The organism is Bacteroidota bacterium, assembly GCA_020402865.1.
Taxonomy (GTDB): domain Bacteria; phylum Bacteroidota; class Bacteroidia; order Palsa-965; family Palsa-965.
The window spans coordinates 189,290-202,149 of record JADBYT010000019.1; the positions used below are offsets into that span (position 1 = coordinate 189,290).

The 12,860-nt window shown below is 47.2% G+C and carries 16 protein-coding genes; 3 read left to right on the forward strand and 13 right to left on the reverse strand.

Annotated features, from left to right (window positions below; genetic code table 11):
- Positions 1–46: 46 nt before the first annotated feature.
- Positions 47–1,444, reverse strand: a complete 1,398-nt coding sequence (locus IM638_14055; GenBank protein ID MCA6364156.1) for an MBL fold metallo-hydrolase — start codon at positions 1,442–1,444, stop codon at positions 47–49.
- A 111-nt stretch (positions 1,445–1,555) separates the two neighbouring features.
- Between IM638_14055 and IM638_14060 the strand changes: the two genes are divergently transcribed.
- Positions 1,556–2,380: an MBL fold metallo-hydrolase gene (locus IM638_14060; protein ID MCA6364157.1), complete on the forward strand. Its 825-nt coding sequence runs from the start codon at positions 1,556–1,558 to the stop codon at positions 2,378–2,380.
- A gap of 610 nt (positions 2,381–2,990) precedes the next feature.
- On the opposite strand, the gene IM638_14065 is transcribed toward IM638_14060, so the two are convergent.
- The 12 genes from IM638_14065 to IM638_14120 all read right to left on the reverse strand — a co-directional run bounded on the left by IM638_14065 (position 2,991) and on the right by IM638_14120 (position 11,099).
- Positions 2,991–3,710 carry a hypothetical protein gene (locus IM638_14065; GenBank protein MCA6364158.1) on the reverse strand — a complete coding sequence of 240 codons (720 nt, stop codon included), beginning with the start codon at positions 3,708–3,710 and terminating at the stop codon, positions 2,991–2,993.
- Positions 3,711–3,797: 87 nt separating this feature from the next.
- Positions 3,798–4,199: a hypothetical protein gene (locus IM638_14070; GenBank protein MCA6364159.1), complete on the reverse strand. Its 402-nt coding sequence runs from the start codon at positions 4,197–4,199 to the stop codon at positions 3,798–3,800.
- 78 nt (positions 4,200–4,277) lie between these two features.
- Positions 4,278–4,988 carry a tetratricopeptide repeat protein gene (locus tag IM638_14075; protein ID MCA6364160.1) on the reverse strand — a complete coding sequence of 237 codons (711 nt, stop codon included), beginning with the start codon at positions 4,986–4,988 and terminating at the stop codon, positions 4,278–4,280.
- A 79-nt stretch (positions 4,989–5,067) separates the two neighbouring features.
- The gene (locus tag IM638_14080) at positions 5,068–5,598 is read right to left on the reverse strand and encodes a hypothetical protein (GenBank protein MCA6364161.1); all 531 of its coding nucleotides are present in this window, start codon (positions 5,596–5,598) and stop codon (positions 5,068–5,070) included.
- Positions 5,599–5,684: 86 nt separating this feature from the next.
- Positions 5,685–6,365, reverse strand: coding sequence for a response regulator transcription factor (locus tag IM638_14085; protein ID MCA6364162.1), 681 nt, complete (start codon positions 6,363–6,365; stop codon positions 5,685–5,687).
- The gene (locus IM638_14090; protein ID MCA6364163.1) at positions 6,362–7,426 is read right to left on the reverse strand and encodes a histidine kinase; all 1,065 of its coding nucleotides are present in this window, start codon (positions 7,424–7,426) and stop codon (positions 6,362–6,364) included. The genes IM638_14085 and IM638_14090 overlap by 4 nt, the downstream gene beginning before the upstream one ends.
- Positions 7,427–7,435: 9 nt before the next feature.
- Positions 7,436–8,212 (reverse strand): ABC transporter permease, encoded by a 777-nt coding sequence (locus IM638_14095; protein ID MCA6364164.1) that lies wholly within the window; start codon positions 8,210–8,212, stop codon positions 7,436–7,438.
- A 6-nt stretch (positions 8,213–8,218) separates the two neighbouring features.
- The gene (locus IM638_14100) at positions 8,219–9,118 is read right to left on the reverse strand and encodes an ABC transporter ATP-binding protein (protein MCA6364165.1); all 900 of its coding nucleotides are present in this window, start codon (positions 9,116–9,118) and stop codon (positions 8,219–8,221) included.
- 162 nt (positions 9,119–9,280) lie between these two features.
- A complete protein-coding gene (locus IM638_14105) occupies positions 9,281–9,679 on the reverse strand; it encodes a single-stranded DNA-binding protein (protein MCA6364166.1) in 399 nt (132 codons plus the stop codon).
- Positions 9,680–9,785: 106 nt separating this feature from the next.
- Positions 9,786–10,142: a single-stranded DNA-binding protein gene (locus IM638_14110; GenBank protein MCA6364167.1), complete on the reverse strand. Its 357-nt coding sequence runs from the start codon at positions 10,140–10,142 to the stop codon at positions 9,786–9,788.
- A gap of 73 nt (positions 10,143–10,215) precedes the next feature.
- Complete coding sequence (locus IM638_14115; GenBank protein ID MCA6364168.1) at positions 10,216–10,575, reverse strand: single-stranded DNA-binding protein; 360 nt, start codon at positions 10,573–10,575, stop codon at positions 10,216–10,218.
- Positions 10,576–10,730: 155 nt separating this feature from the next.
- Entirely contained in the window at positions 10,731–11,099 is a 369-nt protein-coding gene (locus IM638_14120) for a single-stranded DNA-binding protein (protein ID MCA6364169.1), read from the reverse strand.
- 357 nt (positions 11,100–11,456) lie between these two features.
- Here IM638_14120 and IM638_14125 point away from each other — a divergent pair, with 357 nt between their 5' ends.
- Both IM638_14125 and IM638_14130 read left to right on the forward strand, forming a co-directional pair.
- The gene (locus tag IM638_14125; GenBank protein MCA6364170.1) at positions 11,457–11,807 is read left to right on the forward strand and encodes a DUF2834 domain-containing protein; all 351 of its coding nucleotides are present in this window, start codon (positions 11,457–11,459) and stop codon (positions 11,805–11,807) included.
- 34 nt (positions 11,808–11,841) lie between these two features.
- Positions 11,842–12,858, forward strand: a complete 1,017-nt coding sequence (locus tag IM638_14130) for an RNA ligase (ATP) (GenBank protein ID MCA6364171.1) — start codon at positions 11,842–11,844, stop codon at positions 12,856–12,858.
- Positions 12,859–12,860: the final 2 nt, after the last annotated feature.

A 12,860-nucleotide genomic window follows, 5' to 3' on the forward strand; every position in this document is an offset into this window, starting at 1 on the left:
CCGTCAAAAGTTCAATGTGCCTGAAATGCTCGTGTTGAAGATTGAATTACAATTCAATTTTCTCCCCAAACTCCGGCGCCGAAACACTTCTGAAACCGGTTTCAATCAGGTATTTCGAAAACTCGTTCTGCGCTTCGGTTTCGCCGTGTACGAGATAAACGTGTTTTACTTTTCCCGGATCCTGGCATTTCAGAAAGTCAATCAGCTCGTTGCGGTCGGCGTGGGCGCTGTAGGAACCGATGCGAACTACTTCGGCTTTAACTTCGTGCGGTTCGCCGAAAATACGGACTTCTTTTGCGCCGCCAACTAATGCCGAACCTAATGTGCCGGGCGAGCAATAGCCAACAATTAATATCGTGTTGCGCTCGTCACTGATGCCGTGCTTAACGTGGTGCTTGATACGTCCGGCTTCGAGCATGCCCGATGCCGAAATGATAATGCACGGACGTTCTTCGTAGTTGAGTGCCTGCGAGGCTTCTTTTTCCTGGATGTATTCGAGACCGTTGAACCCGAACGGATCGGGGTCGGTTTCCATGTATTTCAAAATGTCTTGGTTGAAATTCTCAGGATGCTTGCGCATAATGTCTGTAGCGTTTGTAGAAAGCGGACTATCCACAAACACCGGAATCGGGGGCAGGAGTCCGGCGCTTTTCATGCGGTCGAGGGTGTAAACAATCTCCTGAGTGCGCCCGAGGCTGAAACTGGGAATCAGCAGCCGGCCTTTTTTCTCCACGCAGGTGTGGCGCACTACTTCCAGCAGCTGTGCGGCCGAGTCTTCGGTGCTGTCGTGCAGGCGGTTGCCGTAGGTCGATTCGCAGAGAATAATGTCGGCTTGCGGAAACGGTTGCGGCTCGCGCAAAATAAGGTCGTGAAAGCGTCCCACATCGCCGGTAAAGGCCAGTTTTACAGTGCGTTCGTTTTCGGTCAGCGTTAAACTTACTGCTGCGCTTCCCAAAATATGGCCGGCATCGGTAAAGCGGAAACTCACACCTTTGCTCACGGTCCAGTCGGTATCATACGGCACTTTCACAAGCAGTCGCAGAAGTTCGCGCACATCGTCTTCGCTGTAGAGCGGTGCTATTAATTTTTGTCCGCGTTTTTGCCGGCGCTTGTTTACAAAACGCACATCATTTTCCTGAATGCGGGCGCTGTCGAGCAGCATGATTTCGCATAGATCGGCAGTTGCCGGTGTGCAATATACTTTTCCGCTGAATCCTTCACGCACTAAGCGCGGCAGCATCCCGCTGTGGTCGATGTGGGCGTGCGAAAGGATTACGCAATGCACCTGATGCGGATCAAAGCCAAAATGGATATTGCGATCGGCGCCGCCTTCATTTTTGCCCTGAAACAGGCCGCAGTCGAGCAGGATCTGGTGGTTGTTTACCGTAAGCAGGTGCCGGCTGCCGGTAACGGTGCGGGCTGCGCCCATAAATCGGATGTTCATACGCTGAGGCCGGAATAAATGTCCTGCCGATATAAATGTACAATTAAGCCACATACACACAACGCACGTATGCAGGCAACACGTAACTTTACGGCAGTAACCCAACCAACTTTGCGCATTACATTCCTCGGTACCGGCACTTCTATGGGCGTTCCAATTATTGGCTGCCCCTGTCCCGTATGCCAGTCGGCCGATGTGCGCGATAAACGCCTGCGTACTTCGGTACTCATCGAAACACAGGGCAAAACCATTGTCATCGATACCGGCCCTGATTTTCGTCAGCAAATGCTCCGCCACGATGTGCGCAAACTTGATGCGGTCGTGTTTACACACGAGCACAAGGATCATCTGGCCGGCCTCGACGAAGTGCGCGCCTACAATTTTCTCAACGAAATGGTGATGCCCGTGTACGCTACAACGCGCGTGCAGCAGGCCATCCGCCGCGAGTTTGCCTACATTTTCGAAGAGCCGAAATATCCCGGCATCCCGCAAATTGAACTTATTGAATTTGGCAATGCGCCTTTTCACGTAGCCGGAGTACCGTTTCTGCCGGTGGAAGTATTTCACCACAAGCTGCAGGTCTTCGGCTTCCGCGTGGGCGATTTTGTATATATCACTGATGCCAACCGGATAGAGGAGGAGGAACGCAAAAAAATACGCGGCTGCAAGGTACTTGTGCTCAACGCCCTGCGGCGTGAAACACATATTTCGCATTTTACGCTGAATGAAGCCTTAGATGTGGTGCGTGATTTACGGCCGGAGAAGGCTTATTTCACGCATATTTCGCATCAGATGGGGATGCATGAGGATGTGCAGGGGGAATTGCCGGAAGGAGTGTTTATTGCGTTTGACGGGTTGGTGGTTACTCAGAGCGAGAGTGAGAATGAGAATGAGAGCGAGAGTGAGAATGAGAGTGAGAGTGAAAAAATAGAGTGAGAGCGAGAATGAGAATGAGAATGAGAGTGAAAAAATAGAGTGAGAGCGAGAATGAGAGTGAGAATGAAAAAATAGAGTGAGAGCGAGAATGAGAGTGAGAATGAGAGTGAAAAAATAGAGTGAGAATGAGAGTGAGAGCGAGAATGAGAGTGAGAGCGAGAATGAGAGTGAGAGTGAAAAAATAGAGCGAGAATGAGAGTGAGAGTGAGAATGAGAGTGAAAAAATAGAGTGAGAGCGAGAATGAGAGTGAGAATGAGAGTGAAAAAATAGAATGAGAGTGAGAATGAGAGTGAAAAAATAGAGTGAGAATGAGAGTGAGAGCGAGAATGAGAGTGAGAGTGAAAAAATAGAGTGAGAGCGAGAATGAGAGTGAGAATGAGAGTGAAAAAATAGAATGAGAGTGAGAATGAGAGTGAGAATGAAAAAATAGAGTGAGAGCGAGAATGAGAGTGAGAGTGAAAAAATAGAGTGAGAGCGAGAATGAGAGTGAAAAAATAGAGTGAGAGCGAGAATGAGAGTGAAAAAATAGAGTGAGAGCGAGAATGGTTTTTCAGAGCGGAAGGGATAGAGAATGACAAAGTACAGGTTACCTATTTAAGTAAAACCTTTTCAGGGAATATCATTGTGCAGAATGTAGCCGGTAAGTGTATTGTTTTTGAACAACATGGTTACTTTATGACCGTAACTATGCAGTGCGAGCGGTTTACCTTTTAAATCTGTTTTTCCATCGTACAGTATGTCGCCTGTATAAGCCCATTCATATTTTTCAGTACCATTTTCCATTAATTTTTTATCAGGCAAACCATAGATAGCGGTTGCACTTTCTTTGGAACAACCAATTTTTAATCCTTTTTGGGAAGTGAAGTATGATTGAGGCAGGTCAAACGATTTTTTAATTAATCTGTTTAATTCAGGTAATTTCTTGTCGTTGGGAATCGGATTTCCTTGCTCATCGTACAGTTCAATAATTTCAATTAGCTGATATGGAATTTCAGCAGAATTGAAATGATAAATAGCCAGACGATGTCCATCGGTGTACATATCAAAGATGAGGCATTGTTGCAGTGAATCATTCTTGAAGAAAACCCGGTCAGAATTATTCACTCTCAGGGCGTTTATCATATCTTCTGTTACCGGATAATCATCCTTTTTCAGTCTCTTGACAGTATCTCCAGAGTTGATAAAGGAAACTGCCTGAGTTAAGTTTTCTGATTTATATTGTATGTGATCAGAAACTTGTTTATCAGAAGTGTTACTTTTCTGACGCAGATAATTACACGAGAAAAAGGTAAGCACCAGAGTTATTGAAACCCAATATCCGATTTGCATACTCAAAAATAGATACCAGAAATGATGTTTATGGGCTCTGATTGAATAAATGCGATACAAAAGCGAATATCTGCCGGCTGAAAAATACTAACTGATGAGTTCTTCCGGGGCATATTCAACGGTTAGATCAAACGCAAGCACTTCTTTCTGGTTGCTATTTTGATGCTGGAAATTTATCTTTTCCATAATTTCATCTGTAATGTCCACACCGCCAGTTTTCATATTTACCCGCACCATTTCTATGGTATGTATCGGTCCCCAGGGAAATCCCCACCAGCCAAAAATTAACGAAAGCAAATTATACTTCAACCGGTATTTCGAATTGGTTTCACCGGCTTTTATGAAGTGTGGCGAGGAAATAAGCCGGTAAGTAAAAGCTATAACAGAAATGCAATACCCATAAGTGACAAATTTACCCCCTGCGTTAATTTCGGCGTGTATTTGTTCGAGGGTGTGACCGTTGGTCTTTTTTAACGAGAATTTTTTCATACGAGAAAAATAATTGCCTTCGCCGTTATTATTCTGTACTTGAATATCTGTTGAATAAACCTTGATGGATTATTGTCGTTAGCGTCCCAACAACTCATTTACTTTTGCAAGGAATTTTATCGGCATCGGATCATCAGGATCAATCTGATGTGCTTTTTCGAATTGCTTTCTGGCGTTTTCATAATCGCGCATTTTGAAATAGCATTCGCCAATCGAAAACTCAGCCAAAACAGTTCCGGGGTTCTGCATCAGTGAGAGCTTGAAATCTTCAATGGCCTCATTCCAAAGCCCCAAATCCATTTTGCAAAATGCGCGATTGTCTATTGCCTCAAAAAACGCAGGGAAAAGATCTACTGCTTTTGAATACTCGTCAATGGCTTCGTGATATTTTTTTTCGTTGGTAAGTTCGTAGGCGGTTTGGTAGTACTTGTTGGCCAACGGCACATAGTGCTCGGGAGCCTGTGTCTGACGCAAATATTCGTGGTAGCCGATTAAGTCATCCGATTTTACACCGGTGTTTACCAGCAAAACAGCACCACTGAATGCCGATGTGGCAAATGGCGAATGATATACCATAACTTTCAACCCGTTTACCTGTGTGGTATCTGGTAAGCGATCAACAGGCATATAGACTAATACATGGTAGCAGTCAAACTCCGCATCATGCACAAGAAGTTTGAAGAGTGAAAATTTCGAATCGTTTTTTGTATAAAAAATGTCACCGGCTTTAAATGAGTTGGTTTTTTGGGGCTGGTTTTTTCCTGAGAAAAGGTTTTTGAGGAAGCTCATTTTCGGGGTACTGTAAAGATTTATTTCTGATGAAGGTTAGTGTAGTGTGCAATACATCGGTAATATACAAAGATTAAATTCAATGACTTTTTTGGGGAGTCAAATTCTCCCTTAACAACTTGTTTATCTTCACTATAGACATCCAATGATACACCACCAGCACCATCCCCGCCAAACCGGCTACCTGTCCCACAACATTCGGAATAAACGAAAGCAGCTGCGCCACGCACCAGCCGATACCCGATACCAGCCCGAAATCATTTACATTACGCAATGCAGCATTTGATTTTTTCTCTTCTTCCAGCGAATGGGCGAGGTGAATGACAATGAAAAAATCTTCCACAAAATTGAACGGCAGCGCAAACATATACCATACCGAAGCCGGACCTGCTTTGCGGTTTTCGGGCTTTATGCGGCTGAGGCATTTTTGCAGGGTGAGGCAATAGCAGGCCACCATGCCAAAAAAGGCTGTAACAATGAATACAGTCCATCCAATATCAATAGCCAATACTCCGCCCAGCGCGCTTTGGCTGGTTGTGCTTTCAAAATACGGCCATACAGCCCAGGCCATGAGCAATGCGGTAAGTGCCAGTCGGATGAGAACGTTCATGTGCGTTTTGGATTGAATGAAACTGCCGGGCGCAACAGATTTGCCGGCTCGTTTGGCTGGTGAAAAAATGTATTGAAATGATCAGTTTACTTTGTGCCTATTGCCTGCCAGAAGGTTTCGCGGTAGGTATCTGAAATGGGAATCAACACTTCCCCGATACGAATCCGTTCGCGCTCCACCGAATCTATCCTGCCCAGCGCCACCATGTACGATTTATGCACCCTCAGCGCAATGTGCGGGGGAATTTCCTGCTCCAGCTCACCGAAGGTTTGCAGGGTCATGATACGGGTTTTGGTGGTGTGTATGCGGCGGTAGTCGCGCATGCCTTCGATATAAAGCAGCTCATCGAGCATGATTTTTTCGAGGCGGTATTCGGTTTTTACGAAGATGAATTTCTTTTCGGCCTGTGTGTGGCGCGAATGATTTTCATGTGCGCGTTCCACGGCCTGCACGAAGCGGGCAAATGTAAATGGCTTGAGCAGGTAATCGGTTACGCGGAGTTCGTAGCCTTTAAGGGCGTATTCGCTGTAGGCGCTGGTAATGATAATCTGCGCCTGCACGTCCACGGCTTCGAGCAGCTGAATGCCGGTGAGCTCATCCATTTGAATATCGAGGAAAAGCAGATCGACATTGTGTGTGCGCAGAAATGCAAGTGCATCAAGGCTGTTGTCGAACGCGGCAATGAGCTGCAGGTGCGGAAGCTTCTGCACAAATTCGCGTGTACGTTCAAGCGCCAGCGGCTCGTCTTCTACAATGATGCATTTCATGCGCCGGTGAGTGTGAGTTGTAAATGTACGGTGTATTGCGTGCCGGTTTGCGCAATGTGCAACGTGTGCGTGTGCGGGTAAAGCAGTTCGAGGCGGCGGCTGATGAGTTTGTTGCCCAGCCCGCCATTGCTTTCTGCCGGGCGTTGTGTGTCAATAAAATTGCTGCACCTGAAACTGAGCTGCCGGTTTGTGATGTCAATTTCAATGCGCACGGCTTCGTTCTGCTTTTTGTTGGTGGCATACTTAAACGCATTTTCCACAAACGGCAACAGCACCATAGGCGCAATGCGCAGGCCCGCCGTGCTGCCGGTTACCACGCAATGTATAAACTGCGGATTGGCCGAACGGATGCGCTGCAATGCAATGTAATTTTCCAGATGCTTCAGCTCATTGTCGAGCGGCGTAAGTTCCTGCGGCGATTCGTAAAGCAGGTAACGCAATATGCCCGAAAGCTGGTTGAGATAAGCCGAAGCGGTTTCGGGTTCCTTGTTTATCAGCACGTCGATATTGTTGATTGTATTGAACAAAAAGTGCGGATTAAGCTGCGCGCGGATAAGCGCAAGTTCCATTTCAGTATTGCGGCGCTGCTGTTCCTCGTTGCGTTTGAACTCATCAAACCAGCCAATAAAACCTCGCATTACCAAACCAATTATTCCGCTTATCAGGGCCTCAAAACTGATCAGCAGAATAATAAACAAAAGCCCGCTGATAGGCTGATTATTCATGATGCTTATTTTCAGCAAAAACATAATTCCCAGCCCTGTTAATCCGCACACCGCAGCTACTGCAATTTTCACAGCCAGCAGCAGCCACCAGCGCCGCTTTTTTACCAGGCGGTTAAACAGCAGGAAGTAATTGATGTAAAACCCCAGCACGCCGGGCACAATCATCATGCCCAGCATAAGCGTGAACCATTGCCGGGCAATCTTCCCCAAATCATGCGGACCCGGCCCGCGCATTTCGGTAAATGTGGGCAGGAGCAAACCAAGCATTAACGCCAGCAGCAGAAAAAACATCAGCCAGTAGCCAACATGCAGAAGTATAATAACCGGTTTACGCATGTCCCGAAATTAATCTTTAATCGCTTTCCACTTGTACCACGCAAATCCGCCAAGCAGGAAGCCAGCCGAAAACAAATAGGGAAGCGCATGCAGGTGAAAATATTTTCCTGCACTTACCTGCTCCTGCACAAATTCGAGTGCCGGCCACGTGTAGGGAAGAAATGCGCCATACTCCCACTGCAAGGCAATGAGTGCCGATACAAACAATGCGATGCCAATTCCGGCCGGTACAAGAAAATTGCGGAGCAGCATACTCAGCACAAACTGCAGCGAAATTACCGGTAAGGCAGCCAGCATGAGTTTGCCGCTGCGGGCAACATAACGGGCGGTAAACAAACTGTCTTCCGGCACAATAGCATCCTCTATAATGCCCACCGGTAAAACAGCACTCAGCCAGATGCCCGCCGTAAACACCAGCCAGAACAGCGCCGCCAGAAACAATACCACCAGCAGTTTGCCTGTAAACAGCATGAGCAGCGGCACCGGTTGCCAGTGCATGAGCCGCCAGCCGCCGTTTCCGTGTTCGGTTTGAAAAAGCATGCTGATGATAAAAATGATGCCGAGCGGAAGCAAAAACATATTCATAAACTGCCAGCAATTTTCCGAATAGCCCTGCCAGAACTGAGCTGAATGGGTGTGCGCTGCGAAATTTTTGCTTTGCACAAAGGCTTCAATCAGTTTAATAACCGGTATAAACAGCGCTCCGGCTATGGTGAGCCAAAGTGCGGGACTACGGCGCAGTTTAAGCCATTCGGCGGCGAGGGTGTGGAAAAAGAGTGCGGCCATAGTTGCTTACTGTGTGAGTTGGATGAAAACCGATTCGAGATCGCCGGGGGCGGGGGCGAGGTGAAATACGCTTATGCCGGCCGCATGCAGCTGCGCGTTGAAGGCGGCAAGTTGTTCGCGGGGGCAGTGGGTTAGTTGCAGTATTTCGCCCTGCTGTGTGGCTGTAAGTCCGGCAGCGGCGGCAATTTCCAGCGCGCGGCGGTTGTCTGATGTTTCGGCTATGGCGTGGTTGCTGCTGCGGCTGTGCAGCTCACTCACCGGTCCCTGAAAAAGCAGTTTGCCCTGATGCAGTACACCGGCGTGTGTGGCTAATTTGTCTATTTCGGCCAGCAAATGGCTTGAAACCACAATGGTAATGCCGGTTTCGCGGTTCAGTTGCCGCAGCAGGCCGCGCAGGTCAATAATGCCGCCTGGATCGAGCCCGTTTGTAGGCTCGTCTAAAATAAGAAGCTGCGGATTGTGCAGCAGCGCGGCGGCAATGCCCAGTCGTTGTTTCATGCCCAGCGAAAACTGCGACACTTTCTTGTGGCCGGTGTGTGCAAGGCCGGTAATTTCAAGCACTTCGGCAATGCTGCTTTGCGGCACGCGGCGCAGTTGCTGCAGCACACGCAGGTTTTCGGCTGCCGTGAGCCGGGGATAATACGCCGGCGATTCTATCAACGCGCCGGTGTGCTGCAAAACCTTCAACCGGTGTTGTTTCAACTCATCGCCCAGCACGCGTATGCTGCCGCTGTAACGGTTTACAAGGCCCAGCAACAGGCGCAGCACGGTGGTTTTGCCGGCACCGTTCTGCCCCAGAAAGCCGTATATGCTTCCTGCCGGCACACGCAGGTTGAGCTGGTCGGGAATACATATCCCTTTACCAAACCGGTGTGTGAGGGCATGTGTTTCAATGGCAAACTCCATCGCTTGTGTTTTGTGCAAAGTAAGACACAGGTTCGCGCTGCAGCAACTCTAATCAGCCAACCGGGTGTTTTTGTCTGCAAAATGCCGGTCGGGCCAAAAACAAAAATTGCCCCGGGAGGCTTCGGGGCAATTTTTGCGGTTTGCATGTACGGTTGAGGTGGGTTAATCCATCAGCTCAATCATGTCTTCGTTTGTACGCGGACGGCTGCATTTTTTCTCCACCCAGAATTCGTGCGCTTCCATTTCCATGATGTGAAACATACGGTTATCATCACGCACATAGTTGCGGCTTACCAGCATACCGCTGAAACCGGCGCGGTCGCCTTTGCGGAGCATACTTACCACATCATTCACCATATCGCCCTGAATATGAATGCGGAACCAGTAGCGTTCCTTGCGGCCGTTTATCATGTGGTGCTGTACAATAGTGAGGCACACAATCTGTGTACCGTCGCGCAGTGCCATCGGACGCGGATCGGCCGAGAGATTGCCCGAAAGGATAGCGGTATTGTGAATAACGGGCGAAATTCGGGGCTGTGTGTTGGGTAAGTGAGTGTTCATGTTAAGAAATGATATAAATAATGAATAAGAAAAGAGTAAACGAGTAAAGTGAAAAAATGAAACAGATAAAAATGTAAACGTGCTTGCTGAGTTAAAGGCCGGAAAATTAACCGGCCTGTTTCACGGATGCGGGTTCGGTGAAAAACTCCTTTGCCACAATTTCATAAACCTGATGGGTCTTGCCGCCAGGATCGGTATAAACGCGGTTGATGAGTTTGCCTTTTACGTTTACCAGTGTGCCTTTTTGCAGCACTTCCATCATTTGCACCGCCATTTCTTCCCAGGCCAGCACGGTGTACCAGCTGGTGTTTTTGGCTGAATTGCGGAAGTAATGCTGTGCCATTGAAAAGCGCACTACTTTTTTTCCGTTTTTGGTTTCAATCAGTTCGGGATCGTTGCCCAGGTGACCGTTAATTTCAATGTAATTGATGCGTTTTACTTTGGCTTTTGCTTGATTTTCCATTTGTGTAAGTGTAAGAGGCTCTAAGAGTGAAAATGAATGAATAAAATTAGATTTCAGTGTGCAGCAGCCGGAATTAACCGGCCTGCTGAAGTTCGTGCACATTAGCGGTAGTGAAACTGCTTGCCACAATTTCAAGTGCATAGCGTGTTTTGCCTGCCGGGTCAGGATACTCGCGGCTTTGGAGGCGGCCTTTAAACGTAACCATATCGCCTTTGCGAAGCTGGTTCACCATGCTTTCAGCCAGATCTTCCCAGCCAATTACATAATACCAGCTTACCTGTTTTCCGTTGCTGGTATAGGTGTTTTGTGCCAGCGAAACACGCACTTTTTTGTGACCGCTTTTGGTGGTAATCAGTTCAGGATCGCTGCCCAGATGACCGTTAATTTCTACGTTGTTGATGCGGGTAAAGCCTGTTTTGGTTTGAGTGTCCATGTAAATTGTAAGTGTGAAAGGATGAATAATTGAAAAGAGTAAATGAATAAACGGGTGAATTGAAAAGTTAAGGGTGAGAAACACTGTGCCGCACTTGGCAGCATTGAATGGGTGAATGTAAATGTGGTTTGTGTATCGGGCGTTATCCGCCTCTGTCAGCTGGCCCAGCGCAGTTGAAGCTGGTCGGGATGTTCGGGATTTTCCTTTTTCAGCCAGAACTGATCGGCCAGAATTTCGGTAACACGATACGTAATGTTGTGTTTTCCTTCAAACTCACGGGTATTGAGTTTACCGCGAAAGCCTACAAAATCGCCTTTACTGATTTTCTGTACCGCCACAGCCGCCAGTTCATTCCAGAGTACAATGGTGTACCAGTGTGTGCGGCGCTGTCCGTTGGGTGCTACCGTGTGGTGTGCAATCGGAAGCCTTGCTACCTGCTGTCCGTTTTCGAGTTTTTTGATTACCGGTACAATCGCTGCAAATCCGGTAATTGTAACTTCATTTTCGCTTGTGATCTTGTTCATACGATGCTTGCTTGAAAAAATGTAACGTGAAAAAATAAGTAACAGAAAAAAAGAACGTTGAATCCGTGTGTCTTGCAAACCTGCTGCCTGTACTGTTCCGGAAAGCAGTCCGATTGTTTCGACGGTGCAAAGGTGTGGCGGGTTTTTGAGTGAATGCAAGTTTTAAGCGTTTACTTTCGACAATAAACGTTTGTAAACGATTGTACGATATTTATTTTGTTGAAATACAGGTGTATATGATTTTTTGTGGGGCAGCGTTTTTTATTGAAAAAAATAGCTGTGTATGGAAAAAGATGCATGTTGAGACGATAACTTTGGGAAAATAAGGGATCAGTTCCACTCAATTTTCATCTTCACATGCGTCAATACCTTCAATATTTCTATTTGCTGTTAGCACTGGCTGGCGGCGGCATTACATTTTATTTCGTGTTGCAGGGTATGATGGAGCACCACGGAAAATTTGATGTGGCGGAGTTTGTGCGCAGCACGTGGACAGACAATCCTTACGCGCGCAGCCTTACGTTTGATTTCTGGACGGGGGCAGTGGCAGGTACGTTTTTTGTTATGGTTGAAGGCATGCGTTTAAAGATGAGGCGCTGGTGGATTTTTGTGCTACTTATATTTGGAGTAGGATTTGCATTCGGATTTCCCTTATTTTTGTACTCGCGTGAGCGGTTGTTACGGCTGCGCAACCCCGAAAACGCATAATTAATTCAGTACTAACCCCCAATCTATTATTATTGTGAGAAAACTTGCAAGTATCCAGCGCATTAAAGCGCTGGAACCGATTGATGGCGCTGATGCCATTGAAAAAGCCACCGTACTCGGCTGGCAATTAGTTGTAAAAAAGGGCGAATTCAATCCCGGTGATCTGATGGTATATTGCGAAATTGACAGTCAGATGCCTAACCGTCCGGAATTTGAGTTTCTGCGTCCGCGCGGTATGCGCATCAGAACCGTGCGTTTGCGCGGACAGATTTCTCAAGGTATATGCTTTCCGCTTTCGATATTGCCAGAGGGATTTGAAATTACCGAAGATGCAGATTGTACCGATGTGCTTGGAATAACGAAATACGAACCACCCATTCCAGCCTGTCTGGGTGGTGTGGCCAAAGGACGTTTCCCTTCGTTTATTCCCAAAACCGACGAAACCCGCGTGCAGGTGTTGCAAAACATGCTGAATACCTGCAAGGGAACGTCATGCTACATTACCGAAAAGCTGGACGGCAGTTCGGCTACGTACTTTGTTAACAACGGTGAGTTTGGTGTATGCAGCAAAAACCTCGAATTGCTCGAAGATGCTACAAATAGTTTTTGGAAAGTAGCGCGTGAATTGAATATTGAGCAGAAAATCCGTTCGCTGGGCAAAAACTTTGCGCTTCAGGGCGAGCTTATCGGCGAAAGCATTCAGAGTAATAAACTTCGTCTGCGAGGGCAAACCGTTCGCTTTTTCAATGCGTTTGATATAGACACGCACAGCTACCTTAGTTTTCAGGAACTTACTCATTTGTTCAAACAACTTGAACTTGAAATGGTTCCTGTACTTTCCGAAAACTATACGCTCGAAAACGACATTGATGCCATTGTAAAAATGGCCACCGTAAAAAGCAGAATAGCTCCCGATGTGTGGGCCGAAGGAATTGTGATCCGTCCGCTTACCGAAACCTGCAATTCCTTTCTGGCGAATGAGAAAATGCAGGGTGGCCGCTTTACATTCAAAGCCATCAACCCTGAATTTTTGATTAAGTTTGGCGAGTAAGC

Coding starts and splice junctions, on each gene's coding strand:
- IM638_14055 (MCA6364156.1), bottom strand. CDS start 1,444: ATGAACATCCGATTTATGGGCGCAGCCCGCACCGTTACCGGCAGCCGG.
- IM638_14090 (MCA6364163.1), bottom strand. CDS start 7,426: ATGCGTAAACCGGTTATTATACTTCTGCATGTTGGCTACTGGCTGATG.
- IM638_14085 (MCA6364162.1), bottom strand. CDS start 6,365: ATGAAATGCATCATTGTAGAAGACGAGCCGCTGGCGCTTGAACGTACA.
- IM638_14105 (MCA6364166.1), bottom strand. CDS start 9,679: ATGAACACTCACTTACCCAACACACAGCCCCGAATTTCGCCCGTTATT.
- IM638_14095 (MCA6364164.1), bottom strand. CDS start 8,212: ATGGCCGCACTCTTTTTCCACACCCTCGCCGCCGAATGGCTTAAACTG.
- IM638_14125 (MCA6364170.1), top strand. CDS start 11,457: ATGCGTCAATACCTTCAATATTTCTATTTGCTGTTAGCACTGGCTGGC.
- IM638_14065 (MCA6364158.1), bottom strand. CDS start 3,710: ATGCAAATCGGATATTGGGTTTCAATAACTCTGGTGCTTACCTTTTTC.
- IM638_14075 (MCA6364160.1), bottom strand. CDS start 4,988: ATGAGCTTCCTCAAAAACCTTTTCTCAGGAAAAAACCAGCCCCAAAAA.
- IM638_14080 (MCA6364161.1), bottom strand. CDS start 5,598: ATGAACGTTCTCATCCGACTGGCACTTACCGCATTGCTCATGGCCTGG.
- IM638_14115 (MCA6364168.1), bottom strand. CDS start 10,575: ATGGACACTCAAACCAAAACAGGCTTTACCCGCATCAACAACGTAGAA.
- IM638_14110 (MCA6364167.1), bottom strand. CDS start 10,142: ATGGAAAATCAAGCAAAAGCCAAAGTAAAACGCATCAATTACATTGAA.
- IM638_14100 (MCA6364165.1), bottom strand. CDS start 9,118: ATGGAGTTTGCCATTGAAACACATGCCCTCACACACCGGTTTGGTAAA.
- IM638_14070 (MCA6364159.1), bottom strand. CDS start 4,199: ATGAAAAAATTCTCGTTAAAAAAGACCAACGGTCACACCCTCGAACAA.
- IM638_14120 (MCA6364169.1), bottom strand. CDS start 11,099: ATGAACAAGATCACAAGCGAAAATGAAGTTACAATTACCGGATTTGCA.